This is a genomic window from Pseudomonas sp. BF-RE-21, from assembly GCF_019947305.1.
GTDB lineage: Bacteria > Pseudomonadota > Gammaproteobacteria > Pseudomonadales > Pseudomonadaceae > Aquipseudomonas > Aquipseudomonas migulae.
In genome coordinates, this window is sequence record NZ_JAGYGF010000017.1 from 61,596 (window position 1) to 87,432 (window position 25,837).

General features: G+C 57.3%; 21 protein-coding genes. 15 read left to right on the forward strand and 6 right to left on the reverse strand.

The features are described 5' to 3' along the window. Positions 1-116 precede the first annotated feature (116 nt). The 7 genes from KGB25_RS14040 (at position 117) to KGB25_RS14070 (ending at position 10,648) form a co-directional block, all read left to right on the forward strand. Positions 117-596: a sigma-70 family RNA polymerase sigma factor gene (locus KGB25_RS14040; RefSeq protein WP_223435317.1), complete on the forward strand. Its 480-nt coding sequence runs from the start codon at positions 117-119 to the stop codon at positions 594-596. Between the two features lie 149 nt (positions 597-745). After that, complete coding sequence (locus KGB25_RS14045) at positions 746-2,083, forward strand: lysine N(6)-hydroxylase/L-ornithine N(5)-oxygenase family protein (protein ID WP_008039987.1); 1,338 nt, start codon at positions 746-748, stop codon at positions 2,081-2,083. A gap of 491 nt (positions 2,084-2,574) precedes the next feature. Further along, positions 2,575-5,277: a magnesium-translocating P-type ATPase gene (gene mgtA / locus KGB25_RS14050; protein WP_223414210.1), complete on the forward strand. Its 2,703-nt coding sequence runs from the start codon at positions 2,575-2,577 to the stop codon at positions 5,275-5,277. Positions 5,278-5,429: 152 nt separating this feature from the next. After that, the gene (locus KGB25_RS14055) at positions 5,430-6,146 is read left to right on the forward strand and encodes an MgtC/SapB family protein (protein ID WP_008032341.1); all 717 of its coding nucleotides are present in this window, start codon (positions 5,430-5,432) and stop codon (positions 6,144-6,146) included. A gap of 123 nt (positions 6,147-6,269) precedes the next feature. Further along, complete coding sequence (locus KGB25_RS14060) at positions 6,270-6,668, forward strand: chemotaxis protein CheY (protein ID WP_223435318.1); 399 nt, start codon at positions 6,270-6,272, stop codon at positions 6,666-6,668. A 110-nt stretch (positions 6,669-6,778) separates the two neighbouring features. After that, positions 6,779-7,405 carry a response regulator transcription factor gene (locus KGB25_RS14065; protein ID WP_008039990.1) on the forward strand — a complete coding sequence of 209 codons (627 nt, stop codon included), beginning with the start codon at positions 6,779-6,781 and terminating at the stop codon, positions 7,403-7,405. Beyond that, positions 7,406-10,648: a transporter substrate-binding domain-containing protein gene (locus KGB25_RS14070; protein ID WP_223435321.1), complete on the forward strand. Its 3,243-nt coding sequence runs from the start codon at positions 7,406-7,408 to the stop codon at positions 10,646-10,648. A gap of 3 nt (positions 10,649-10,651) precedes the next feature. Here the strand turns inward: KGB25_RS14070 and dkgB are convergent, their stop codons facing one another. From dkgB to KGB25_RS14085, 3 genes are all read right to left on the reverse strand, one after another. Then, complete coding sequence (gene dkgB, locus KGB25_RS14075) at positions 10,652-11,455, reverse strand: 2,5-didehydrogluconate reductase DkgB (protein WP_207286037.1); 804 nt, start codon at positions 11,453-11,455, stop codon at positions 10,652-10,654. 236 nt (positions 11,456-11,691) lie between these two features. Continuing rightward, on the reverse strand, positions 11,692-12,231 hold the full coding sequence (locus KGB25_RS14080) for a PaaI family thioesterase (protein ID WP_008032351.1): 540 nt from the start codon (positions 12,229-12,231) through the stop codon (positions 11,692-11,694). Positions 12,232-12,454: 223 nt separating this feature from the next. Continuing rightward, positions 12,455-13,363 carry a LysR substrate-binding domain-containing protein gene (locus tag KGB25_RS14085; protein ID WP_008032353.1) on the reverse strand — a complete coding sequence of 303 codons (909 nt, stop codon included), beginning with the start codon at positions 13,361-13,363 and terminating at the stop codon, positions 12,455-12,457. 105 nt (positions 13,364-13,468) lie between these two features. Here KGB25_RS14085 and KGB25_RS14090 point away from each other — a divergent pair, with 105 nt between their 5' ends. The 8 genes from KGB25_RS14090 (at position 13,469) to KGB25_RS14125 (ending at position 21,613) form a co-directional block, all read left to right on the forward strand. After that, positions 13,469-14,335, forward strand: coding sequence for a pirin family protein (locus tag KGB25_RS14090; protein ID WP_192228887.1), 867 nt, complete (start codon positions 13,469-13,471; stop codon positions 14,333-14,335). A 126-nt stretch (positions 14,336-14,461) separates the two neighbouring features. Further along, positions 14,462-15,088: an isochorismate family cysteine hydrolase YcaC gene (gene ycaC, locus KGB25_RS14095; RefSeq protein ID WP_008032356.1), complete on the forward strand. Its 627-nt coding sequence runs from the start codon at positions 14,462-14,464 to the stop codon at positions 15,086-15,088. 181 nt (positions 15,089-15,269) lie between these two features. After that, positions 15,270-16,712 (forward strand): mechanosensitive ion channel domain-containing protein, encoded by a 1,443-nt coding sequence (locus tag KGB25_RS14100; RefSeq protein WP_192228888.1) that lies wholly within the window; start codon positions 15,270-15,272, stop codon positions 16,710-16,712. Between the two features lie 145 nt (positions 16,713-16,857). After that, positions 16,858-18,183 carry a serine/threonine protein kinase gene (locus KGB25_RS14105; RefSeq protein WP_223435327.1) on the forward strand — a complete coding sequence of 442 codons (1,326 nt, stop codon included), beginning with the start codon at positions 16,858-16,860 and terminating at the stop codon, positions 18,181-18,183. Positions 18,184-18,196: 13 nt separating this feature from the next. Continuing rightward, positions 18,197-19,312 (forward strand): AAA family ATPase, encoded by a 1,116-nt coding sequence (locus KGB25_RS14110; protein ID WP_223435335.1) that lies wholly within the window; start codon positions 18,197-18,199, stop codon positions 19,310-19,312. A 1-nt stretch (position 19,313) separates the two neighbouring features. Further along, positions 19,314-20,681, forward strand: coding sequence for a hypothetical protein (locus KGB25_RS14115; RefSeq protein WP_223435337.1), 1,368 nt, complete (start codon positions 19,314-19,316; stop codon positions 20,679-20,681). A 31-nt stretch (positions 20,682-20,712) separates the two neighbouring features. After that, the gene (locus KGB25_RS14120) at positions 20,713-21,177 is read left to right on the forward strand and encodes a hypothetical protein (protein ID WP_223435338.1); all 465 of its coding nucleotides are present in this window, start codon (positions 20,713-20,715) and stop codon (positions 21,175-21,177) included. A 133-nt stretch (positions 21,178-21,310) separates the two neighbouring features. Beyond that, on the forward strand, positions 21,311-21,613 hold the full coding sequence (locus KGB25_RS14125; RefSeq protein ID WP_263286215.1) for a cyclic nucleotide-binding domain-containing protein: 303 nt from the start codon (positions 21,311-21,313) through the stop codon (positions 21,611-21,613). Between the two features lie 121 nt (positions 21,614-21,734). Here the strand turns inward: KGB25_RS14125 and KGB25_RS14130 are convergent, their stop codons facing one another. The 3 genes from KGB25_RS14130 to KGB25_RS14140 form a co-directional block, all read right to left on the reverse strand. Continuing rightward, positions 21,735-24,164, reverse strand: coding sequence for a TonB-dependent receptor (locus KGB25_RS14130; protein WP_223435348.1), 2,430 nt, complete (start codon positions 24,162-24,164; stop codon positions 21,735-21,737). Between the two features lie 101 nt (positions 24,165-24,265). Then, on the reverse strand, positions 24,266-25,225 hold the full coding sequence (locus KGB25_RS14135) for a FecR domain-containing protein (RefSeq protein ID WP_223435353.1): 960 nt from the start codon (positions 25,223-25,225) through the stop codon (positions 24,266-24,268). Beyond that, entirely contained in the window at positions 25,225-25,731 is a 507-nt protein-coding gene (locus tag KGB25_RS14140; RefSeq protein WP_008040017.1) for a sigma-70 family RNA polymerase sigma factor, read from the reverse strand. The genes KGB25_RS14135 and KGB25_RS14140 overlap by 1 nt, the downstream gene beginning before the upstream one ends. Positions 25,732-25,837: the final 106 nt, after the last annotated feature.

The following is a 25,837-nucleotide window of genomic DNA, read 5'->3' on the forward strand; positions in this document are numbered from 1 at the left end:
TGAGAATTACTATAAATTACGCACCTCGAACTGCCACTATCGTGCCACTGCCCATTTCGGCGGTCGTTGCGGTGGCTCAAGGAAAGAAACCGCACCCCTGCGGCCGGGAGTCATGGTTGGAAAACTACTATCGCGAGCTGGTGTGTTTCCTCAACGCCAAGCTGGGCAACCGTCAGGTGGCCGAAGATGTGGTGCATGACGCTTATGTGCGGGTTCTGGAACGTTCCAGCGACACGCCGATCGAGCAGCCCCGGGCATTCCTTTATCGCACCGCGCTCAATCTGGTGATCGACGACCATCGGCGCAATGCCTTGCGTCAGGTCGAATCGCTGGAAGTGCTCGACAACGAAGAACGCTATTTCATCCCGTCCCCGCACAACAGCCTCGACCACGGCCAGCGCCTGGAAATGCTCCAGCGTGCCCTGGCGGAATTGCCACGGCTGTGCCGCGAGAGTTTCCTGCTGCGCAAGATCGATGGCCTGTCGCACCCGGAAATCGCCGAACGCCTGGGGATTTCCCGGGCGTTGGTCGAGAAGCACATCGTCAATGCGATGAAGCATTGCCGCGTGCGGATGCGCCAGTGGGATGCCCACTGATCTTCTCCGCTGGGTAAAAAAACAATATTAAATTTTGTTTCATTGTCCTCGTTCCCTATCAACAGACGACCTGCTGTCCTGCTCAAGGCTGGTCAGGTCACTTAGGCTTACGCCCCACTGTTGAGGGGTTCATCCAGAGGACACTGGAAATGACACAGGCAATTGCATCGCCCATCGTTCACGACCTGATCGGCGTCGGTTTCGGCCCTTCGAACCTGGCGCTGGCCATCGCACTGCAAGAGCGCGGGCCGAGCCAGGGCGAGCTGGATGTACTGTTTCTCGACAAGCAGGCGGACTATCGCTGGCACGGCAACACTCTGGTGACCCAGAGCGAATTGCAGATTTCCTTCCTCAAGGACCTGGTGACCCTGCGCAATCCGACCAGCCCGTATTCCTTCGTCAACTACCTCAAGCACCACGGTCGTCTGGTGGATTTCATCAACCTCGGCACCTTCTATCCGTGCCGCATGGAATACAACGACTACCTGTGCTGGGTCGCCGGGCAATTCGCCGAGCAGAGCCGTTACGGCGAAGAGGTGCTGACCATCGAGCCGGTGCTGCACAACCAGCAGGTCGAAGCGTTGCGCGTGATCTCCCGCGATACCCAGGGCCAGCAACACGTGCGCACCGCTCGTTCGGTGGTGGTCAGCGCCGGTGGTACGCCGCGCATTCCCGAAGCGTTCAAGGCGCTGAAGGATGATGGTCGGGTGTTCCACCACTCGCAGTACCTGGCGCAGATGGCCAAGCAGCCGTGCGTGAACAATCAACCGATGAGCATCGCGATCATCGGCGGCGGACAGAGCGCGGCGGAAGCCTTCATCGATTTGAACGACAGCTTCCCGTCGGTGCAGGTCGACATGATCCTGCGCGGCTCGGCGCTGAAACCGGCGGACGACAGCCCGTTCGTCAACGAAGTGTTCTCGCCGGAGTTCACCGACCTGGTGTTCCAGCAGGCGAGCAGCGAGCGCGAGCGTCTGGTCAACGAGTACCACAACACCAACTATTCGGTGGTGGACATTGACCTGATCGAACGCATCTACGGGATCTTCTATCGCCAGAAAGTCTCGGGCATCGCCCGTCATGCCTTCCGCACCCTGACCACTATTGAAAAAGCCACCGCCACCGAGCGCGGCATCGAACTGGCAGTGCGCAACAACGCCACCGGCGAAGTCACGGTTCGGCATTACGACGCGGTGGTACTGGCCACCGGTTATGAGCGTCAGATGCACCGCAAACTGCTGGCTCCGCTGGAGCAGTACCTCGGTGATTTTGAGGTGGACCGCAACTACAAGCTGATCACCGACGAACGCTGCAAGGCCGGCATCTACATGCAGGGCTTCTGTCAGGCGAGCCATGGTTTGAGCGACACCCTGTTGTCGATCCTGCCGATTCGCGCGGACGAGATTGCCGGGTCTTTGTATGACCATGGCAAGCACCGTGGGCATGGCCGTTCGGTGGTGGACCTGCTGTTGGCGACTGCCAGTTAAGGTATTCGGCGTCTGTCACGCCGCCATCGCCGGCAAGCCGGCTCCTACAGTTGATCGCATTCCCTTGTAGGAGCCGGCTTGCCGGCGATGGCGTCCTCAAAGACACCAAAAATGCCTAATCCTGAACCCTTCCTGAAGATCCCGGCAATTCCCCGACGACTTGCCAATGCATCGTTTACTCTCCAGAAATCGGGGCGTAAGCTTCGCGCGTTTTCATCAATAGCGGAGACCCACAGTGGGTACTTGTTCGAGTGACAGTAGTCGGCCGGTTTCGATAACCGGCAACAACCCGGCAAGATAACGCGCAACTTTTTGTGCCGTTGTCTCGCCTGATAGCGAGCAGCGGCATCCCGATCGCGGCCAGTCCTGGTCCGTGTCCCGACGTCCTCTCATCGACGCTGAACCGTGCGTGATGTTCGACTTTTTGTCGTCATCGCGGTGCACCGACACGCCTGCTGGAAGGTTTCCCGGCTGACCCTGGGGGAACTGCCATGAACCTGAACCTGCTCAAAGAATTCTTTGCCGGATTCCTGCGCACCCGTCACATCGCCCGACACTTCCGTCGCCTGGCGCTGCTGGAAACCTTCACCGACACCACGGTCAGCCGCGAGGTGCCGCCCACTTTGGCGCAAACTCTGGTGAGCGCCGCCAACAGCGACACCGGCCAACTGCTGCACAACCTCGGCAGCCACACCGACGGCCTGAGCGAAGCCGAAGCCGATGCACTGCGCGTGCAATTCGGCCTCAACGAAGTCGAGCACGAGCAACCGCTGCCGTGGTGGACTCACCTGTGGCACTGCTACAAAAACCCGTTCAACCTGCTGCTGACATTGCTCGCGGTCATCTCGTGGCTGACCGAGGACATGAAAGCCGCCATCGTGATTTTCTCGATGGTGGTGCTCTCGACCTTGCTGCGCTTCTGGCAGGAAACCAAATCCAACCAGGCGGCCGACGCGCTCAAGGCGATGGTCAGCAACACCGCCACGGTGATGCGTCGCGATGCCCTGCGCACCGAAGTCCCCATAAAACAACTGGTGCCGGGCGATCTGATCGTGCTCTCGGCCGGCGACATGATTCCCGCCGATTGCCGGGTGCTCAGCGCCAAGGACCTGTTCGTCAGCCAGGCGGCGATGACCGGCGAATCGATGCCGGTGGAAAAATTCCGCCACCAGCAGGACAGCGACACCAGCAATCCGCTGGATCTGGACAACATCCTGTTCATGGGCACCAACGTCGTGTCCGGCACGGCGATCGCGGTGATTCTGACCACGGGCAACAGCACCTATTTTGGCGCGCTGGCCCAGCGGGTCGGCGCCACCGATCGCGCGCCGACGTCGTTCCAGACCGGGGTCAACAAAGTCAGCTGGTTGCTGATCCGCTTCATGTTCGTCATGGCGCCGCTGGTGCTGTTCATCAATGGGTTCACCAAAGGCGACTGGACCGAAGCGCTGCTGTTCGCACTGTCGATTGCCGTGGGCCTGACCCCGGAAATGCTGCCGATGATCGTCACCTCGACGCTGGCAAAAGGTGCGGTGTTCCTGTCGCGCAAAAAAGTCATCGTCAAGCGCCTCGACGCGATCCAGAACTTCGGCGCCATGGACGTGCTGTGCACGGACAAGACCGGCACCCTGACCCAGGACAAAATCTTTCTGGCGCGCAACGTCGACGTCTGGGGCAACGACTCCGACGACGTGCTGGAAATGGCCTACCTCAACAGCTACTACCAGACCGGCCTGAAAAACCTGCTGGACGTGGCGGTGCTCGAACACGTCGAAATCCACCGTGAACTGAAAGTCGGCACGGCGTTTCACAAAGTCGACGAGATCCCGTTCGACTTCACCCGGCGGCGCATGTCGGTGGTAGTTGCCGAGCGCGGTCAACCGCATCTGTTGATCTGCAAAGGTGCTGTGGAAGAGGTGTTGGCGGTGTGCACGCGGGTGCGTCACGGCGAACGCGATGAAGCACTGAGCGATGAACTGCTGGCGCGGATTCGTCAGGTCACCGCCTCGTTCAATGCCGAGGGGCTGCGGGTGGTGGCGGTTGCCGCGCGGCCAATGATCGAGGGGCGCGACACTTACAGCCTGGCGGACGAACAGGCCCTGACGCTGATCGGTTACGTGGCGTTTCTCGATCCACCGAAGGAAAGCACCGCGCCGGCCTTGAAAGCGCTGGCCGCGCATGGCGTGGCGGTGAAAGTGCTGACCGGCGACAACGAACTGGTGACCGCGAAGATCTGCCGCGAAGTCGGCCTGGAGCAGCAAGGCCTGTTGATGGGCAACGACATCGAGCGCATGACCGACGCCGAACTGGCGGTGGCCGTGGAGACCACCAACGTCTTCGCCAAACTGACGCCGTCGCACAAGGAACGCATCGTCCGTCTGCTCAAAGGCAACGGCCACGTGGTCGGGTTCATGGGCGATGGCATCAACGACGCCCCGGCGCTGCGCACCGCCGACATCGGCATTTCGGTGGACAGCGCCGTGGACATCGCCAAGGAAGCGGCGGACATCATCCTGCTGGAGAAAAGCCTGATGGTCCTGGAGGAGGGCGTGCTGGAGGGGCGGCGGACCTTCGCCAACATGCTCAAGTACATCAAGATGACCGCGAGTTCGAACTTCGGCAACGTGTTCTCGGTGCTGGTGGCCAGCGCGTTCATCCCGTTCCTGCCGATGCTGCCGATGCACCTGCTGGTGCAGAACCTGCTCTATGACATTTCGCAGATCGCCATCCCGTTCGATAACGTCGACGAAGAAATGCTCAAGCAACCGCAGCGCTGGCAACCGGCGGATGTCGGGCGTTTCATGCTGTTCTTTGGCCCGATCAGTTCGATCTTCGACATCACGACGTTTGCCTTGATGTGGTACGTGTTCGACGCCAATACCCCGGACCACCAGACCCTGTTCCAGTCCGGCTGGTTCGTGGTCGGGCTGCTGACCCAGACGCTGATCGTGCACATGATTCGCACGCCGAAGATTCCGTTCCTGCAAAGCCGCGCCGCCATGCCGCTGCTGGTGATGACTGGAATCATCATGGCCGTGGGGATTTTCCTGCCGATGGGACCCTTGGCGCACTACTTCAAATTGCAGGCGCTGCCGTCGCTGTACTTTGTGTTTTTGCCGGTGATTCTGCTGGCGTACATGGCGCTCACCCAGGCGGTGAAGGGCTTCTACATCCGCCGGTTTGGCTGGCAGTAATGCTGCCAGATGTAGGAGCGAGCGGTGCGGCGATCCGACTTGCCCGCGAAGGGCGTGCCTCATTTCCAAAGCAAACCGCGTCATCGTTCTTCGCGGGCAAGCCTTGCTCCTACAGGGAATCGTATTACGGCTGAAGATTCAGGAAAACATTCATGCAAGCACTCAACAACATCAACCTGACCTCCCTGGTCGACACCCTGGTCAGCCTCAGCGCGGCCTTCATCCTCGGTGGCCTGATCGGCTTCGAGCGCCAATACCGCCAACGCACCGCCGGCCTGCGCACCAACGTGCTGGTCGCGGTGGGGGCGGCGATTTTCGTCGACATGGCCAACCGCCTCGGCGGGGCCGAAGGCGCGGTGCGGGTAGTCGCCTACGTGGTCTCCGGCATCGGCTTCCTCGGTGCCGGGGTGATCATGCGCGAAGAGGGCAACGTGCGTGGCCTCAACACCGCGGCAACGCTGTGGGCTTCGGCGGCGGTCGGTGCCTGCGCAGGGGCTGATCTGGTCCTGGAGGCCTTGCTCGGTACGCTGTTCGTACTCGCGGCCAATACCTTGCTGCGGCCGATCGTCAACAACATCAACCGTCAGCCGCTGGATGTGATTTCGGCTGAGGTCACCAACATCGTTTACGTGATCGCCCGCCGTTCCCAACAAAAAGCCGTGCTGGCGCTGCTGGAAGCGGAACTTGAGCGCAGCAATTACCCGGCGAGCGATGTTGATGTACACGCGTTCGGCGCAGATGAAATCGAAGTGGAGGCGACCCTCGCGACGACGTCCGTGGACGGCGACGAATTGGATGCGCTGGTGGCGCGGATTTCGACATCGACGCTGGTGGTGCAGGCATTCTGGAGTCCGAGTACGACGGAATAGCGTTGAATCCGCTCTGGCAACGGAATAAATGTCTCGGGTTTTAGGAATAGTCCTACAGAAAGCTCGTTGGCTCTTCCGTAGCCTTGCGGCCTCACGAATCTGAAACCCTCCTGGGGGCCCCGGTTGCCGAACAAAGCGTTACGTATCCTGATTGCCGACGAGCAGCATTTTCAGCGGATGAGAATCGAGCGCCTGTTCAACCGGCTCGACTATTACCGCGTGGCCCCCGTGCAAAGCCTTGTCGAACTGCTGACCCTGACCGAGTACGGTGGCGTGCCTTTCGACCTGGTGGTCATCAATGCCGCGTTGGCGGACGGGGCACTGGACCTGTGCGACTTCTTCCTCGATCACCCACAGGTTCACCACGCCTTGATCTATGACGGGCCGCCGACCCCGGCTTGCGGGCAGCAAAAGGTTCAGGTGAGTGATGCTGCGTTACCCGATCTGGCGTGCATTCAACGGCTGATGGCGACCGTTGATCCACAGCTACCGTTCGTCGGTACTGTCATTTCTGTCAGGTAGTCGGGCACGTGTTTCCGTGCAAGAGTCTTCGCGCAGCTGCTGCGTGTAGCCGGGGGCTGCCCCATGGGCATTCATTACCCAATCGTCTTGTATCTGCACAGGGAGTTGCCATGAAGTCAGCGGTAATAGCAGACGATCATCCGGTGGTGTGCACTGCAGTCGCGATGCTGCTTACACAGCTGGGATTCAAACTGATTCATAAGGTATCCAACGGCAACGAGGTCTTTTCAGCGATCCGTAAGCATCAACCCGATCTGGTGGTGCTGGATCTGATGATGCCCCGTCTCGGCGGGCTGGAAGTGTTGGCCCGCATTCAGGCCAGTGACGAGCGTTGTCGAGTACTGGTTTTCACCGGGCAAGATCCAAGGTTTTATCAGGACCGCTGCATGCGTGCCAGCGCCAGGGCTTATGTTTCCAAGGCCAACGACTTGAAGCATTTGCACGAGGCAGTGCTGGCGGTGATGGCCGGTTACACCTATTTCGCCAAGTTGCCGTCGAGTTCGGTGTCGTTGAGCACAATGCAACTCAGCGAGATGGAGAGGATCGACAAGCTCTCCGACCGTGAACTGACCATATTCCGGTACCTGGCCGAGGGATTAAGCAACAAGGAAATCGCCAAACTCTTGAACCTGAGCCACAAGACCATCAGCACCTACAAAACCCGTTTGACGGAAAAACTCAATGTGGAGTCCAAGGTTCACTTGAGAGAGACCGCCCAGCGTAACGGTCTGATTTGAGTGAGTACCTCTCGGCAATTGCGTCGGCTGATTTACCTCGTACTCCCGGTCTGTTTGTGGGTATCGACTGCTTGCGCACAGCCGCAATCACTGACCCTGCTCGGACGCTCCAGCGTGGACGGCTACGACGTCAAACTGTCGGATGCCGATTCGCGTGTGCTGCGCCAGAAAGGACGGCTGGTACTGGCCGTCTCGGCGCCGGATTATCCGCCCTTCGACATCACCACCACCGGCACCGACTACGAAGGGCTGACGGCTGACTATGCCGGGCTGCTCAAACAGCTATTGAACGTTGAGATCGATGTTCACCGCTATGCATCGCGGGACGAGGCGGTGCGTGCGATCAAGGAAGGGGCGGCTGACCTGTTGGGAACGGCCAACCGTTATGAGGTCGAGGATCCACAACTGCGGATGTCCAGTGCCTATGCCGATGATCAACCGGTGCTGGTCACGCGCACCGATTCATCCCTGCCACTGGACCCGGACCTTACCGGTAAACGGCTGGCGATGCTGTACCACTATTTGCCCGAACAGCAAGTGCAGGCTTTTTATCCCAAGGCGAATGTGCAGCTGTTCCCTTCGACGCTGGGCGCGGTGGGTGCCGTTGCGTTTGGTCAGTCTGACGCCTATCTGGGGGACGCCATCAGCGTCAATCACCTGATCAGCAAAAATTACCTCAACAACGTTCAACTGGCGGATTTCTCCCGTATGGAGTCCGGGCGTTTTGCGTTTGCGATGAACCTCGACAACCTCCAGTTGCAACGCATCGTCAATCGGGCACTGGCGGCGATCCCGACCAATGAACGAATGAATATCCTGCGGCGATGGGGCGGCAGCGGGGCTTCCATTGCCGGCACGCAAGCCCTGCACTTCAGTGTCGCCGAGCAACGCTGGCTCAATAATCATCCACGCGTACGAGTGGCGATCAACCAAAACCTCATGCCGATTTCCTTCGTCGATGACGGGGGCAATTACCGGGGCATCAGCATCGATGTGCTGGCGAAAATCAGTTTACGTACAGGCTTGAAATTCGACATTCAGCCAACCCGGTCAGTGGCCGAATTGTTCGAGTGGATCAGGAGCGGTCATGTTGACGTGGTCGCCGGGATCAGCCCCAGCATTGAGCGTGAAACAGAACTGCGATTTACCCGGCCGTTTCTGACCAGCCCGAATGTGCTGGTGACCCGCATCGCATCCGACAGCCCGCAGACACTGGATGAGATGGCGGGAAAAAAACTGGCCATCACCCAGGGCAACAGTGCCGGCGAATTCATTCGCCAGCATTTCCCGCAGGTCGAACTGGTTACTGCGCCGTTGACCGCAGACGGGATGGAAATGGTCGCCCAGGGCAGGACGGACGGCGCCATCAACTCGTTGATCGGTGCCCGGATCATGATTTCCCGGCAATACCGCGACCGCCTGCAAGTGACCAGCACCGTCGGCACCGATCCGGCCCGCAGCACCCTGGCGACCGGTCGCGAGGCCGTTGAGCTGCATTCGATCCTGGACAAGGCGCTGCTGAGTATCTCCCCTGAAGAAATCGATGAAATGACCGGTTATTGGCGCAATGACCTGATGGTTGAACAGAGCTTCTGGCTGCGTCACCGGCAGGACATTCTCCAGGCCTTTGTCGGTGCCGGCGCCTTGCTGTTGTTGGCGCTGGCCTGGATCGCCTGGCAGCGCCGGCAAATCCGCCTGCGTCAGCAATTGCTCAGGCAACTGCAGGACGCCAAGGACGCGGCGGATGAGGCGAACCGTGCCAAGACCACGTTTCTGGCGACCATGAGCCATGAGATCCGCACGCCGATGAATGCGCTGCTTGGCATGCTCGAACTGGCGCTGAAGCGAGCGGATGAAGGCGTCACCGACCGGCCGGCAATCGAGGTGGCGGCCAATGCCGGGCAACAATTGCTGGCGTTGATTGGCGACATCCTGGACATCGCCCGCATCGAGTCCGGGCATTTGTCCCTGACGCCGGAACGGGCCAACCTGCGCACGCTGGTCGAATCGGTGTGCCGGGTGTTTGAAGGCCTAGCCCGGCAGAAGAACCTGGAGTGGCGCGTCGAGCTGGGCGAGCACAGCGACGCCGACGTGTTGATCGACCCCACGCGCTTCAAGCAGGTGCTGTCCAATCTGCTGAGCAACGCGATCAAGTTCACCCAAGAAGGTGAAGTGCGCCTGACGCTGCGGGTCGAGCCCCGTGCGGCCGGGCAACTGGCGGTCTCGGTGCGCATTGAAGACACCGGCATCGGTATCAGCGAGTTCGATCGGCAGCGACTGTTCAGCCCGTTTGTGCAGGCGCAAAACAGCCAGCAAACAGGTCGAAACGGCTCGGGTCTGGGGCTGGTGATCAGCCGCACGTTGTGCGAAATGATGGGCGGTCAATTGCAGCTTGCCAGCGTGTTGGGGAAGGGCACGCGGATTGATGTCTGTCTGGATCTGCCCGCGTTGCAACCGTTGCCGTCCAGTGAGTTACCTGACCTTGAGGAACAGGCGCAGACCCGGCCGCTGACCATTCTGGTGGTCGATGATTACCCGGCCAATCGATTGCTGCTCTCACGGCAGTTGAGCTACCTGGGCCACCGGGTGATGGACGCCGAGGATGGCCAGCAAGGTCTTGATCGATGGCGCGAGTATGATGTTGAAGTGCTGATTACCGACTGCAACATGCCGGTGCTCAGCGGTTATGAGTTGGCCGGGGCCATCCGCGATGAAGAGCGGACTCAGGGATTGCAACCGATCCTGATTCTGGGGTTGACCGCCAATGCGCAGCCCGAGGAGAAGGCCCGTTGCCTGGAAGCGGGGATGGACGACTGCCTGTTCAAACCGATCCGCCTGGCGGATCTGGGCGTCTGGTTGGCGTCCAGGTTTGCCGATGGCGCGGTGCCGCCCCTCGAAATCGAAACACCCTCAACCGCCGACATCGACTTGAGCGGTCTGGAGCGCTACGTCGGCAAGGACGACGAGCTGATCAATCAACTGTTGAGCGACCTGGCCGCGACCAATCGCACGGATCGGGATGAGTTGCTCAAGGCCCACGCCAGTGGCGAACAGCATGCCCTGCGTAAGTTGGCGCACCGCATCAAGGGCGGGGCGCTGATGGTGCGGGCGGTCAGTCTGATCGAATGCTGCGAAGACCTCGAGCGTGCCTGCGGTGATGGCCATCCAGAGCTGATCGACAAAGCCGTCGATCAGCTGGCTAAGACCATGAGGCGCCTCGACGAACAGCTGGCGCGAGGCTGACGCTTAATCCCAGTTCGGCGCGATGCCTTTGGGGCTGGTCAGGCGGTGGGCGCGTTCAAGGCCGGCGATCAGTGCCATGTCGGCGTCGCTCAGGGTCAGGGCGCAGGCCTTGAGGTTGCTTTCCAGGTTGGCGCGTTTGGTGGATGACGGGATCACCGCGTAACCCGATTGCATGGCCCAGGCCAGGGTGACTTGCGCAGGCGTTGCTTGCAGGCGCTCGGCAATCTGCTGGATGACCGGGTCTTTCAGCACTTCGCCGTATGCCAGGGTCATGTAGGAGGTGATCTGGATATCCTGGTTCTGCGCGAACTCGACGACCTTGCGGTTTTGCAGGTACGGGTGCAATTCGATCTGGTTGGTGGCGATGTGCTCGGCACCGATGGCGGCGATGGCTTGCTTCATCAGGTCGACGGTGAAGTTGGAGACGCCAATCTGCCGGGTCAATCCGAGTTTTTTGGCTTCGAGCAACGCGCCCATGAATTCTTCGACCGGCACCTGGTTTTCCGGCGATGGCCAGTGGATCAGTGTCAGGTCGAGGTAGTCGGTCTGCAGTTTTTGCAGGCTCTCTTTGAGGCTGTCGATCAAGCGGTCCTTGGCGAAGTTGGCGACCCAGATCTTGCTGGTGATGAACAGCTCTTCACGGGCAATGCCGCTGGCCGCGATGGCCTCGCCGACCTCGGCTTCGTTCTCGTAGATTTGCGCGGTATCGATGGCGCGGTAGCCCAGTTCCAGGCCAGTGCTCACCGAATCAATGACCACCTGGCCTTGCAAGCGAAACGTACCAAGACCGAATGCGGGAATAGACATCAATGACTCCAGGGGTTGCAGTGGGAATGGGCACGAGTATCCGTGCCTGCATCCTTGAGAAAAACCGCTGGATGGGCAAAGCAATGTTTACCGCAAGTCATGAATAGTGGGATGTCTGCGAAATTGATGGTGTCCGGTCTGGCCCCTTCGCGGGCAAGCCTCGCTCCTACAAAAGTGCGCCGCTCCCCCTGTAGGAGCGAGGCTTGCCCGCGAAGGCAACGACTCGGTCTAAAACCTTACCCCCGAGCCTCAAGAATCATGCAGGTGGTCGACCCCGTCGCATACAACCGCCCATCCACATCATAAATCCGCCCCTCGGCCAGCGCCGTCGAACGCCCCAGGTGCACAATCTTGCCCTCGGCCCGCACCGGTCCGCTGGCGCCGGTCAACGCGCGGACATAACTGATGCGCAGATCCAGCGTCGTATACCCCTGGCCCTTTTTCAGCTGCGTATGAATCGCGCAGCCCATGCACGAATCCAGCAAGGTCGCCGCATAGCCACCATGCACGCTGCCCAGCGGGTTGTAATGCCGGGCGTCCGGCGTGCCCTGGAAGATGAACAGCCCGGCCGACCATTCGATAGGGATGAAGTCCATCAGCGTGCCAATCGGCGGCGAGGGCAGTTCACCGTTGCCGATGCCCTCGAAGAACTCGGCCGGTGACAGCGCGCTGACCTCGGCCAACGACAGGCTGCCGGGCCCGGCCAGACGTGCGCGCATGGCGTCTTCCTGAACGATCCATTGGGCGAGGGTGGCTTCTCGGTTGGGGCTTTGCATGTTCAGTGTCCTCGGACGGGCGCAGATATTATGGTTGTAATCTGCGCTAATATTATGTCCGAAATAAATACTCCGCCAGCCCCCACTCATCGGCGCTGTAGGAGCGAGCCTGCTCGCGATGGAGGTCAACGGTAACGCAGCCAGTCTGACACCCCGCGGAGCTCTCACGTTTTTCGCGAGCAAGCTCGCTCCTACAGGTTCGTCCGTGTCGGCAAAAAAAGGGCTAGGCGATGTCGCTGTGGGTGAATTCCTCACCGAGAAAGTCAATCAACGTCCGCACCGACGGCAGTAACCCACGGCGAGAGGGGAAGATCGCATGGACGATCCCGCACTTGGGCGCCCAGCCCGGCACCAGTTCGACGAGGCGTCCGGCGGCAATGTCATCGCGCACCACCACGCTGGGCAGGTGCGCGACGCCAATCCCCGCGAGCACCGCGTGGCGCAGGGCCAGCAAGTCATCGGTGACCATGCGTGGCGCGTGTCGAATCAGCGCGCTGGCGCCGTTCGCACCGAACAATTCCCACTGATATTCACGCTGCGCCGCGCCCCAATGCACGCTGGGCAAACCGCTAAGGTCGGCCGGGGAGGCGGGCGTCGACAAGCGTTCGGCAAAGGCCGGGCTACCCACCAGGCATTGGGTGCTGTTGCCCAGCACCTTCATCACCATGTCGGTGTTTTCCAGCGGCGGAAAGCGCACGCGCAAGGCAATGTCGAAACCCTCGTGGATCAGGTCGACCCGGCGGTTGGTGCTCTCGATGAACAACTCCACCAGCGGGTATTTGAGCATGTAGCGGGTCAGCATCGGCCCGACCCAGGAGTTGAGCAACGCGGTCGGGCAACTGATGCGCACCAGGCCTTGCGGTTCGGAGCGGTTGCGCTCGATCAGTTCGGCGGCGCTTTCCGCTTCCACGCGCATGGCCAGGCAACGCTGGTAATACGCCTGGCCGATTTCTGTCAGCGAACAATGCCGGCTGGTGCGGTGCAACAGACGTACACCGAGGCGCTCTTCGAGCTCGGCGATGCGTCGGCTGAGCTTCGATTTGGGCATGTCCAGCGCCCGCCCGGCCGCAGCGAAACCCTGATGTTCCACCACTTGGGTGAAGTAGTAGAGGGTGTTGAGGTCTTCCACCATCGTTCTCCATATAGAACGCTAAGGCTGATTTTTGCAGTCTAGCGCACCAAAGGGTTCGGTTTTAAGCTTTGTCCATCGCGTCAAACCACAGATTTCGGAGGCAGCATGAAAAACATCATCGGCATCTACACCAGCCCACGGACCCATTGGGTCGGCGACGGTTTTCCGGTTCGTACGCTGTTTTCCTACGACAACCTGGGCAAACACATCAGCCCGTTTTTGCTGCTGGATCACGCCGGCCCTGCTGAATTCACCCCGACCACCGAGCGTCGTGGCGTTGGTCAGCATCCGCACCGCGGTTTCGAAACCGTGACTATCGTTTATAAGGGCGAACTGGAGCACCGCGACTCCACCGGCAGCGGCGGCAAGATCGGCCCGGGCGATGTGCAATGGATGACCGCCGCCTCGGGGATTCTCCACGAAGAGTTCCACTCCGAAGGCTTCGCCAAAACCGGCGGCACCCTGGAAATGGTCCAGCTGTGGGTCAACCTGCCGGCCAAAGACAAAATGGCCGACGCCGGTTACCAGACGATTCTCGACGGTGACATTCCGAGCATCCCGCTCAAGGACGAGGCCGGCAGCCTGCGCCTGATCGCTGGCGAATTCGACGGCCACACCGGCCCGGCGCGGACATTCACCCCGGTCGATGTCTGGGACTTGCGCCTCAACGGCGGCAAGTTGCTGACCCTCGATCTGCATGAAGGTCGCAACACCGCACTGGTGGTGCTGCGTGGCACGGTTCAGGTCAACGGCCTGGAACTGGTGCGCGAAGGGCAGTTGGCGTTGTTCGAACGCAACGGTCACCAGCTCAGCCTGGAAGCCAATAACGACGCCGTCGTGTTGCTGCTCAGCGGCGAGCCGATCGACGAACCCATCGTCGGCCACGGCCCGTTCGTGATGAACAGCGAGCAAGAGATTCACCAGGCCTTTGCCGATTTTCAATCGGGCCGGTTTGGACGGATGAGCGGTTGATACACGGATAGATGGTTGCACCGCGCCAGGCTTGACTGACTACGCTTGTCTGGCCGCGTCTGAATGATCAATCAAAACACCCCCACGCCGAACTGTTCGGCATCGATTAAAACCGAGGATGACCCCATGACTACTTCTTACAAACGTCTCGACAAGGATAACGCCGCCGTTCTGTTGGTGGATCATCAGGCTGGCCTGCTGTCTCTGGTGCGGGACATCGAACCGGACCGTTTCAAGAACAACGTGCTGGCCCTGGCCGACCTGGCCAAGTACTTCAAATTGCCGACCATCCTCACCACCAGTTTCGAAACCGGCCCCAACGGCCCGCTGGTGCCCGAGCTCAAAGCGCTGTTTCCGGATGCGCCTTACATTGCCCGTCCTGGCCAGATCAATGCCTGGGACAACGAAGACTTCGTCAAGGCGATCAAGGCCACCGGCAAGAAGCAACTGATCATCGCCGGCGTGGTGACCGAGGTGTGCGTGGCATTCCCGGCGCTGTCGGCACTGGCGGAAGGTTTTGACGTGTTTGTGGTGACGGACGCTTCCGGCACGTTCAACGAGCTGACCCGCCAATCGGCCTGGGACCGCATGTCGTCTTCCGGCGCGCAATTGATGACCTGGTTCGGCCTGGCCTGCGAGCTGCATCGCGACTGGCGCAACGACGTGGAAGGCCTGGCGACCCTGTTCTCCAACCACATCCCGGACTACCGCAACCTGATGACCAGCTACAACACGCTGACCAATAGCAAATAATCACTGACACACATCACCCCTGTAGGAGCCGGCTTGCTGGCGATAGCGGTAGAGCAGTCAACAATTGAGTGACTGTCAGACCGCCATCGCCAGCAAGCCGGCTCCTACAGGTTTTTGTGTTGTTCTCAAGCCTGCGTTTGCTCCTACACTGTGCCCATCCGTACATGGCTGGAGTTGCTTGATGCTGTCACTGCTTACCAATCACCCGCTGGTCTGTGCCCTGATCCTGATCATCATCGATCTGGGGCTGTGGCGCTTGATCAGTGCCAGTGGCAGCAACTGGAAACTGTTGGTGCGGCTGCTGATTTTCACGTTGTTCAGCATCCTGTTGTTCAACGAAGGCCTGAACCCTCTGGAGCCCGCGCCCTGGGCGGACAACGTGCCGTTGCACCTGGCGGCGACCGGCTTGCAGATTGGCTGGTGGCTGTTCGGCGCGCGCACCCTGACGGTGTTGATCGGCGCAGGGATGATGCAACGGGTCGGGCACACCGGTCGCCTGCTCCAGGATTTGCTGGGCGCGGTGATTTTCCTGATCGCGATCATCGCGGCCCTGGCGTACGTGCTCGACCTGCCGGTCAAAGGCGTGCTGGCGACGTCCGGCGCGTTGGCGATCATCGTCGGCCTGGCGTTGCAAAGCACCCTCAGCGACGTGTTCTCGGGGATCGTCCTCAACACCACCAAACCCTATCAACTGGATGACTGGATCTCCATCGACGGCACCGAAGGTAGGGTCACCGACATCGATTGGCGCGCCACGCGCCTGCAAACGTCCCAGGGCAGCATGGCGGTGATCCCCAACTCGCTGGCGGCCAAGGCCAAGATCATCAACTTCAGCCGGCCGAGTGACATTTTCGGCGTGTCGATCAGCTTGCAGTTGAGCCCGCACGCACGTCCGCAAACGGTGATCGATGCGCTGGAGCGGGCGATGGAGGGGTGCCGATACCTGCTGGCCAAGCCGGCGCCGTGTGTCGCGCTCAAAGGTTCGAGCGCCACCGGCGTGGAATACGAAATCAGCGGCTTCGTGGTCTCGATGGACCAGAAACGCATGGTGCGCAATCTGCTGTTCGATCTGGCGTTCCGGCACTTGCAAGCGTCGGGCGTGAGCCTGTTGTCCAGCGTCGAATCGAATGCACCGGTGAACCTGTCGCGGCCACGGGCGTTGCTGGAAAGCTCGGCGATTTTTTCGACTTTGCGTCAGGAAGAGAAAGAAACCTTCAGCCAGCACATGACCCTGCAAAACTTCCGTGCCGGGGAAATGATCCTGCCGGCGGGGGAGGTCAGCGATCATCTGTTCATCATCGAATCCGGCGTGGTCTCGGTGGCGCTGAGCCGCGCCGGGGGCAAGTTCGAGTCCGGGCGCATGGGGCCGGGCGAGGTGATCGGCGAGGGCGGGATCCTGTCGGACACGGCGCTGCCGGCGGACTTCAGCGCCAAGACCGCTTGCAGCCTGTACCGGATCGAAAAGGACTACCTCAAACCGTGCCTGGATGCGCGGCATGACATCGGCGAAGCGATGAAGGCGTTGCTGGATTTCCGTTTGCACAAGGCACAGACGTTGACCCAGGAAACGCCGAAGGTGGTGGAGAAGAAGGGGTTTTTGCAGTGGTTGCGCAGTCGGGCGTGAGGTTATGTAATATTTATTATTGCCTTATCTGGCACTGATCAATACTGTGCACTACGGCGGAAATGTGTTTAGTTGCATTGTTAGTTCGCATAAATTGGCCAACTATTTTTTTTGGCCTGCATGGAGTGCAAACTGAGGTCAAAATATGATCGATGTTAGAAAATTGATTGGTACTGTAGTTCAAGGTTGGCAGCTTTTAGAAGTTCTTGGCGCTGGTGCAGATGGAATAGTGTATCTCGGAGAAAAGGGAAGCACAAAAGTAGCAATAAAACTTTTTTTTCCTGAGGTTTTAGAGAAGTATGGTGTGGCAGGCGCTGAAGAAAGGCTAGTGCTTCAACTTGAGTTGATTGGGGGGAAACATCATCCAAATCTAGTTGAGATTTTTGCCGGTGGTATGGATGCCGAGCTAAAAACTTTGTATCTCGTAATGGAGTATGTTTCGGGTCAATCTCTAGATAAGGTAGTAAAAATACTGCCGCCAGAAACAATTCCATTGTTGCTAGGGCAGCTTGCTGAAGGAGCAAGATTTTTAGAAAGTAAAGGGCTGTACCATAGGGATATTAAGCCAGCGAACATCGTAGTAAATGAGGGGTTTACAAAGCTGACATTGTTAGATCTTGGGATCATTTATAAAGCGCCTGAAGAACAGGGGGGGGGAAGAGTATCCGGCGATGAGTTTGTTGCAACCGTGCGTTATAGTCCTCCTGAATTTGTTTGGCGGGATGAGGTGAGCTCCAGCAATGAAGCTTGGCGTGCAATTACATTTTATCAGATTGGCGCTACCCTACATGACATGATTATGGGGAAGCCGCTTTTTTCAGGTATGGACTCGCCAAGAGCCTGCCTTTATGATGCTGTTAGAGATAGTTCGCCGGAAATTAGCTCCGATGAATGTGCTTCTTGGATAGTGCAGCTGGCTAAAAGTTGTTTGATAAAAGACTGGCGTGAACGAGGTAGAATCGTAAGTTGGGACTCATTTAAAGCGCCTGACCCCATTGATGATGATTTGCTACAAAGTCGGCAGGCAATAAGAGTTCGGCAAATTCGTAATGATGAGTTGGTAAGTTTAAAAGAGGGCAGGCATATTGTTCCACTGAACTCGAGGTTGAAACGTGATATTTGGGATCTCCAGAATAAACTGTTTCGTGAGATACGGCAGTTTCTATTGGGTGAGCAGATATTTCCGAAATTCAGTACTAGTCAAGTTTCAATTTCAGAGATGGAGTATTTGCTGGGATTTTGTTTTGAGGTAGATACTCGGCTAATGTTTGTTGATGTGATTGATGTGAAGGTGCGACTTGCTCCGTCTAACGAGTCAGAGTTGTGCTTCGATTTGTCAATCCAGGCAACTGCGTGCGGTCATCAAATTTATGATGCTATTTGGACAGAGAACTTTACTGTTGAGTCTGCGAGCAGGTTGGCACTCATAGCGTTGTTGCAAATTGCAGATCATGTGGTTCCTAAGGAATAAAAAGGAGTTTTCTATGGCTCACGCTTTTTGGATCGGCGAATCTCATATGGATGAGATGCAGAAGCAGGCTGTTCTAGGAATACCAGCTACTTCTAGCTTTATAATAAAAGGGCCAGCTGGGTCGGGAAAAACAAATATATTGTTGCTGCGCGCCAAATGGTTGAAGTTAAAGAGTGTGGGGGAGTTTAAGATAGTTGTATTTACCGGTAGTTTGAAGGTGTTTGTGCGTGAGGGGTGCGTTCAGTACGGTATTCCTCCTGACTCGGTTGTTACAGCAATGCAGTTGTTTAAAGAGCTTCTATCCGAGTACGGTGTTGAGTATGAACTGACAGGGAATTTTGTTGATGATCGACATATGCTTGCTGGGAAGGTTAAAGCTTTAATTGATGAGCGTGATATAAGGGGTATTTATCCTGTTGTGCTGGTTGATGAAGCGCAAGATTATATTCACACTGAGCTGTTGGTTTTTAGGCAGTTAGCGGAAAATTTAGTACTTGCTGCTGACTCGCGACAATCAATTTATGATGTAAAAGTTGAAGCTGGAATGTTGGAGTCGCTAGTTGATGGAAATATTGTGATATTAAAATATCATTATAGAAGTGGTCTGAATCTCTGTATAGTGGCTGACGCTGTATTAAGAGATTCAGCTAACTTTCCACCGATTCAGGGGGAGTGCAAATATCCTGAAAATATTAGGCCTTCTTCATTGGTGCCATTCGAGTGTGCTTCTTTTGCTGAACAAGTTGGTTTGATTATACGTAAGCTTGAGGCTCAGCTTAGCCTGTATCCAGATGAGCGTATCGGTGTAATGTTTCCAAAAAATATACAGTTAGATAAGTTTAGAGAGGCGTTGAAGTTATCTGGTTTTTCGGGGTTGGAGAGGGTCTGGATCGATACTTTGCATGGCTGTAAGGGCTGGGAATTTCGAGCTGTACATATAGGAGGATGCGAAGAGTTAAGCTCTATGCGGGCAGTCCAAAAGCGACTGGTTTATACTGGGATACTTAGAGCTAAAACATCCGTCAGCCTTTATTATACGGGCTCCATACCTCCTTATCTGGATGGTGCAATTGCAAAGTTATCTGCTCCGGTAGAAGATCCTGAGTTTGATGATTTGTTTGGAGGTTGATATGTTAAATTACAAAAGTCAAAATTTGTCTGAGATTTTCTCTTCCGGTCGAAGTGAAAGCCGCAGTTCGGATGATCTTTTTTCTAGTGTGGAAGTTCGAGCGCATGATAGGCATGGCTGTTATTGGTCGAAGGCTAGAGATGTATTGGATTTTCCATCCGCTATAATCCCTTATAATAACGATTTTGAAGGTTTCTTCGCGGATGTCTCTACTTTTTATTCAAGTTATTCGCCTATTTCGGCATATGCTCACATTATAGAAGAAGACCTTATATTAGAGGGAGGGGTAGGTGCTTCTAATAGGCAAAGTAAGGTTAAATCTGATGATTCTATAAAGAAGCTATCTTTGTCTGTTGGTATGGCGATCGGTGAAGCATTATGTGCTGGCTTTTTAGCTAGGGATAAGGAACCTGCATCTATAGGTTATCTAAGCTGCAAAAAGACACTCTCATACTGTTTGGCTAGGACTGCAGCTATTTATCCAGGTTATGATCTTTCAAAGGTTGCCTACAAGTGGTCGCGAATGCATGAACTGTCGGGAACTAAAGTTTCGATCGAACTTTCTAGGGTGGTGCTTTGGGCTAATAATCTCCTTCAGGGGAAATACTGGGCTTCGAAAGATGGAGCTGTAGTTAGTTCTTTGGAGTATGATGTTTCGCGGTATTTAAATGGAGGTATGAGAGAGGGGGATTTTGTAAGTTGTCTGGAAGCTTGTTATCCGGGGCTTTCAAATTATACACCCGCTTTTTCCGGCGCATATGATAATAGAATTTATGCGTTTAATGATGTTGCTAAATGTGTAAGTCAATCTGGGCTAGGGGCGGATATAGACGCTATATGCGTTGCTTTTTTCTGTAACGCGATACTTCCTGGCTCGTTATCTCATAGCACTATTTTAGCGAAGATGTCTAACGAATATCCGTTGGCGTTGTTCTGGTATGGTGTATTTTCTAGTTCTTCAAGTAAGTTTGACTGGCGTTCTGTTCTGTCAGGGGTTGGGCAGAAGTTGTTTAGAGATATCGTGGCGCCATTTAATTTCGAAATGAGGCCTGCATGCGACATCTCAATTGAGGAACTTGAGGTGCTTTCTCGTCTTACTCTAAAAGCGTCTATGGTAAAGCCAAGTCAAAAGAGAGCTATGATAGTTTCTCTACTTCCAGGAGTTGATCTCTATTCTGTGATTATGGGGAATGATGATGTTGACGAACAAGGTCAATCTCATAGGAGAAGTGAGAGTTTGGTTAAGAGTAATAGAATACGTTCATTGCTATTGGATGCATTGAAAGTAGTAGATGAAGATCTAGGTGGGCAGAAGACTGATAGCTACTCACGTGGCTCGGCGAAACGAACACGCAAAGATTTTTATTAAAAATCCAGTGTCATTAGTGAGTACTGATTTTATGAGTTTTGAAAAGCTGGCGTTTTATAGAGGTGTGTCTGATAATTTTCCTTTGGATCATCCGATGATTGTTATGACCCGTAAAAATCGTAAGCCTCGTGACACAAATATTGAGTTGCACAACGCAGCAGATGAATGGTTTTTTGAGAAATTTGGTGTTAAGTATCGAAGTCAGGCTGTTTTTGTTACTCCTCAATTAGATGTCGCCAGAGGCTATGGGGCTACTTTTGATCATGTTGTAAGAGTAATCCCGTTGGGTGGCTATTCTTTTTGTTGGTCGAAAAAATTTGCCGATATGTTATTGTTGCTTAATGATGGAGTTAAACTGGCGGAGGTAAGCGCTTATCTTGATAGGGCCGAGTATACAGAGCTGGATTTGTCGTCCGCTTATACAAGCGGAAATGAGCTAATGCTTTATTGTAATGCATATGTAGCTATCCCTGTTTTACTTTTGCCGGAGTTATAGGTTTTTTAGAGTTTGCTGTTCTGGTTGTTCTGTTTTTACTTTTTGTGATTGACAAGAGTTCTATTGTTGGTTTGTTTTTTTTATTTGCGGGTTTATTTAGCTTTTATCCAATGAGCCTACCCATTTTCAAGCTTTGTGTAGCTTCGTTTCGGGGGCAGTATTAATCCGGGCGCATGGGCCGGGCGAGGTGATCGGCGAGGGCGGGATCTTGTCGGACACGGCGCTGCCGGCGGACTTCAGCGCCAAGACCGCTTGCAGCCTGTACCGGATCGAAAAGGATTACCTCAAACCGTGCCTGGATGCGCGGCATGACATCGGCGAAGCGATGAAGGCGTTGCTGGATTTCCGTTTGCACAAGGCACAGACGTTGACCCAGGAAACGCCGAAGGTGGTGGAGAAGAAGGGGTTTTTGCAGTGGTTGCGCAGTCGGGCTTAGTGGTTGGTGTTGGATGGCCGCTTCGCGGTTCGCGGGCAAGCCTCGCTCCTACAGGGGGATGAGTTGTACCTGTAGGAGCGAGGCTTGCCCGCGAAGGCTATATTGGCCTCACCACAAACAATCAGAAATCCAGCGTCGCCGACACCTTCAGCGTCCGCGGCGTACCCTGCGTCAGGTACCCGCCATTCGCCGAGGCCCAATACGCCTTGTTCGCCACGTTCTCCAGATTGGCGCGCAAGGTGATGTACTTCTCGTCCATCTTGAAGGCATACCGCGACCCCACATCAAAGCGGTTCCACGCCGGAATGCTCTGGGTGTTGGCGGCGTTCAGGTATTGCCCGCCGGTGCGCAGCATCCGCGCACTGAGCGCTGCGCCTTCAATTCCCGGTACGTCCCAATCCGCCCCGACGTTGAGTTGAAAACGCGGTACGCCGACAGCGCGGTTGCCGTCGTTGACCCCGTTGGTGCTGCCTTCGATTTCGGTCTTCATCAGCGTCGCGCCGCTCAGCAGGCGCAGGCCATCAAGCGGCTCGCCATAGACGTTCAACTCCACGCCTTTGTTTTGCTGCTCGCCATCGACCCGGAAGATCCCGTCCTGTGTGTAGCTCGACGGTTGTTCGATGCGGTACACGCCCAGGCTCGCGCCATAGGTGTCCATGTCCAGGCGCACGCCGGCTTCGATTTGCTTGCTGCGCACCGGGGCGAAGGTCTCGTCGCGGTTGATCGCGCTGGTCGGCGGCGTCGGGCCCTTGGCCAGGCCTTCGATGCGGTTGGCGTAGAACGAAACGTGTTCCCACGGCTTGATCACCAGGCCATAGACCGGCGTGCTGATCGACTCTTCATAACTTGAAGTGCGCGCGCCGGTGGTGGTGTTCCAGCCGTCGACGTTGAGTGTCTGGCGCCGTACGCCGAGGGTGAGCAAGACGCGATCATCGATGAAACCCAGGGTGTCGGACACCGCCGCGCTGCGCAGGGTGTTCTTGCCGACGATGCGCGGGTCGTGAATGTCGCTGGCAAACGATGTGGGGCTTGGGCGCGGTTTGTCCGTGACGTCGTAGAGGTTGGTGCTGTAGCGCGTGGCGGTTCCTATGGTTTCGAACGCCGAGCGTTGCTGGCCCCAGATACCCGCGAGGCCCAGGTTCAATTGGTGACTGATCGGCCCGGTGTTCAAGTGGCCGTTGAGGCCGGTCATCAGGCTTTTGTTGTCCTCGTCGTGAGGCGAGTAGAGCATGCCGCCCCGGGCATTACCGTTGAGGTCGGTGACGGTCAGCGACGAATACACGCCGTTCTCCCGCGTGTGTTTGGCGCCGCCGGACACATAGGCGGTCCAGTTGTCACTGAGGTCGTACTCGGCGCGGGCCATGCCGAAGGTGTCTTCCAGTTGCGAGTAGCTCCAGCTCTGTGCGTAACCGGCGTTGGCATCCGGCACCTTGGGCGCTTTGCTCAAGGTCGAATCGACATAGATCACCGAGCGGCCCTGATTGATCACCTGTTTCTGATAGCCCAGGTCCGTCGACACCCGCAGGCGATCACCTCGGTAGTCCAGGCCGACGCTGATCAGCGACGAGCGACGGTCTTCGTCATCGACGGCGGTGGCGCCTTCGCGTTGCAGCAGATTGACCCGCGCGCCGAATCGGTTGTCTTCGCCAAAGCGCTGGCCCAGGTCCAGATGCCCGCCGACCCGGCCATCGTCGCTGTAATCGAGGGTGACGCTGCGGGTCGGCACATCGTTGGCGCGTTTGGGTTGCAGGTTGACGCCGCCGCCAATCCCGCTGCCGCTGGGCGTAACACCATTCACAAAAGCGTTCGGTCCCTTGAACAACTCGACCCGTTCCAGCGCTTCGGTGGCGATGATCTGCCGGGGCAGGATGCCGTAAAGACCGTTATAGGAAATGTCATCGGACAGCAGCGGCAAACCGCGGATCACGAACACCTGGGAGAAGTTGCCAAAGCCGGCGGACTGCCGCACCGAAGCGTCGTTGAGCAACACATCGCCCACGGTCTGCGCTTGCTGGTCGGCGATGGTTTTGGCGGTGTAGCTGGTGACGCTGAAGGGCAGGTCTTTCAAGGCCTGGTTACCGAGCATGCCGATCTGCGCAACCTTGGCGACCTGACCGCCACCGTAGGTGTCCGCGTTGTCGTCGCGCAGGGCGCTGACGCTGGTGGCGCCCAGCTCCAGCGCACCGTTGGCAGCGACTCGCGGCGCCACGGTGTAACCGTTTCCGCCCGTGCTGATCAACTCGAAACCGCTGCCTTCAAGCAATTGCGCGAAGCCCGATTGCACGCTGTAGTTGCCTTGCAATCCCGGACTCTGGCGATTGCCCAGTTGCGCCGGATCGAACGACAACGGCACGCCGACCGCCACGGCGAATTGCGCCAGGGTATGACTGAGCAAGCCCGGCCCGATATCGACGTTGCGGCTGGCACTTTCGCTGACGGTGTCAGCGGCATGGCTGTTGATCGGCAGCATCGCGGTAAAGGCCAGGGCAATGCTCAGGCTCAGGGCCTTGAGCGGGAAATCGGCGGGGCGGTGCAGCGGTGTTGAAGTCATTCGGCGTTCCTGTCGAGCGCGTGGAATTGAAGAGGTCTATCCACACACCGAACGAAACGCGGAAAGGTATCAGGGGACTGTGAAATAGTTTTTCAGCGCACTCAGGCCCGCGGCTCGACCGACAGCCAGTAGCGGGTCAGGTTGCTGATTTTCAGTGGCAGCGTATCGCTGAGCAGACGCAGGCTGGCATCGGTGTCACGCAGGGAAAACGCCCCCGACACCCGCAACCCCGCGACATCCGCATGACAACGCAACACGCCGGGGCGATAGCGGCTCAATTCGCCGAGCAATTCGTCCAGGCGCATATTGCTCGCCAGCAACATGCCCTTGTCCCAGGCCAGGGCGCTGGTGTCGAAAGGTTCGAGCGGGTCGAGGCGATTGAGCTTGAAGCTCTGACGCTCACCGGCCTTGAGCGTCGTGCTCTGCTGGAGCAACTGCGGCGTGACTTCCACCAGCCCTTCGAGCACCGACACCTGGCTTCGCGAGCCAGTGATGCGCACGCAAAACCGCGTACCCAGCGCACGTGCGATGCCTTGCGGGGTTTCGACGATAAAGGGCCGGGCACCGGGGTCCTTGGCGGTGCTGATCAACACTTCGCCATCCAGCAGCACCACTCGGCGTTCGCGCGGGGTAAAGGCAATGTCCACCGCACTTTCGGTGTTGAGCAGCACCTGACTGCCATCGGGCAGTTGCAGGTTTTTCTGTTCGCCCACTGCCGTGCGCTGATCGGCGGTCCATTGTTGCCAGGACACGTGTTGCGAGGCGATGCCCAAGGGGCCGGCCATCAGCAGCAAGCCAATACGCGTGAGGGTCTGGCGGCGGCTCAGACCATCCTTGCGTGCCGCTCGCTGCAGGGTCTGGATGGCCAGGTTGGCCGGCACGCTGCGAAATTCTCCGAGCAGCGCTTCGGCCCGTTGCCAGGCCAGCGCATGCTCGGCACTGCGATTGCGCCATTGGGCAATGGCGTGATGGTCGGACGGCGTCGCGCTGCCTGAATGCAACTGCACCAGCCAGTCGGCAGCTTCGCCGAGAATGAGCGGGTTGATCATCGACGAATTCATCAGGCGACACTCAGGCAGGCAATGAACGCGGTGCGCATGTGCCGTTTGACGGTAATCAGCGACACATTCAGGCGTGCGGCGATCTGGTTGTAGGTCAACCCTTCGATCTGTGACAGCAGGAAGGTTTCGCGAGTGATGGCCGGCAATTCGCGCAACAGCGCCTCGATGCGCATCAGGGTTTCGAGAATCAGCAGGCGGGTTTCCGGTGACGGCACCTCGGCGGCCGGCAGGTGGGCAATGGTCTCCAGATAGGCGCGTTCGATGTCCTGTCGACGCCAGCGATCAATCACCAGGCCCTTGGCGATGTGCGTCAGCAGTGCCCGGGGCTCGCTGCCCCAGGGCTTGACGACTTGCCGGGTCAGCAAACGCAGGAACGTATCGTGGGCCAGGTCCGCCGCGTCGCAGCGATTGCCGAGTTTTCGCTGCAGCCATCCCTGCAGCCAACCGTGGTGTTCGCTGTAGAGGGTATGGATTTGCTGGTTCAAAGGCTGGTCGGCTGACGACATGGGGGACTGATACTCTTTTCCGGCGTCCTGGCCTGATGCAATTAAGAATTGATCGCATTCTAGTGGCGAGGACCGAGTGCTGGCAATCAGCCCGACAGACTATTTT

Coding starts and splice junctions, on each gene's coding strand:
- KGB25_RS14090 (WP_192228887.1), top strand. CDS start 13,469: ATGAAAAACATCATCGGCATCTACACCAGCCCACGGACCCATTGGGTC.
- KGB25_RS14135 (WP_223435353.1), bottom strand. CDS start 25,225: ATGAATTCGTCGATGATCAACCCGCTCATTCTCGGCGAAGCTGCCGAC.
- KGB25_RS14045 (WP_008039987.1), top strand. CDS start 746: ATGACACAGGCAATTGCATCGCCCATCGTTCACGACCTGATCGGCGTC.
- KGB25_RS14110 (WP_223435335.1), top strand. CDS start 18,197: ATGGCTCACGCTTTTTGGATCGGCGAATCTCATATGGATGAGATGCAG.
- ycaC (WP_008032356.1), top strand. CDS start 14,462: ATGACTACTTCTTACAAACGTCTCGACAAGGATAACGCCGCCGTTCTG.
- KGB25_RS14115 (WP_223435337.1), top strand. CDS start 19,314: ATGTTAAATTACAAAAGTCAAAATTTGTCTGAGATTTTCTCTTCCGGT.
- KGB25_RS14105 (WP_223435327.1), top strand. CDS start 16,858: ATGATCGATGTTAGAAAATTGATTGGTACTGTAGTTCAAGGTTGGCAG.
- dkgB (WP_207286037.1), bottom strand. CDS start 11,455: ATGTCTATTCCCGCATTCGGTCTTGGTACGTTTCGCTTGCAAGGCCAG.
- KGB25_RS14085 (WP_008032353.1), bottom strand. CDS start 13,363: ATGGTGGAAGACCTCAACACCCTCTACTACTTCACCCAAGTGGTGGAA.
- KGB25_RS14100 (WP_192228888.1), top strand. CDS start 15,270: ATGCTGTCACTGCTTACCAATCACCCGCTGGTCTGTGCCCTGATCCTG.
- KGB25_RS14065 (WP_008039990.1), top strand. CDS start 6,779: ATGAAGTCAGCGGTAATAGCAGACGATCATCCGGTGGTGTGCACTGCA.
- KGB25_RS14130 (WP_223435348.1), bottom strand. CDS start 24,164: ATGACTTCAACACCGCTGCACCGCCCCGCCGATTTCCCGCTCAAGGCC.
- mgtA (WP_223414210.1), top strand. CDS start 2,575: ATGAACCTGAACCTGCTCAAAGAATTCTTTGCCGGATTCCTGCGCACC.
- KGB25_RS14140 (WP_008040017.1), bottom strand. CDS start 25,731: ATGTCGTCAGCCGACCAGCCTTTGAACCAGCAAATCCATACCCTCTAC.
- KGB25_RS14080 (WP_008032351.1), bottom strand. CDS start 12,231: ATGCAAAGCCCCAACCGAGAAGCCACCCTCGCCCAATGGATCGTTCAG.
- KGB25_RS14055 (WP_008032341.1), top strand. CDS start 5,430: ATGCAAGCACTCAACAACATCAACCTGACCTCCCTGGTCGACACCCTG.
- KGB25_RS14120 (WP_223435338.1), top strand. CDS start 20,713: ATGAGTTTTGAAAAGCTGGCGTTTTATAGAGGTGTGTCTGATAATTTT.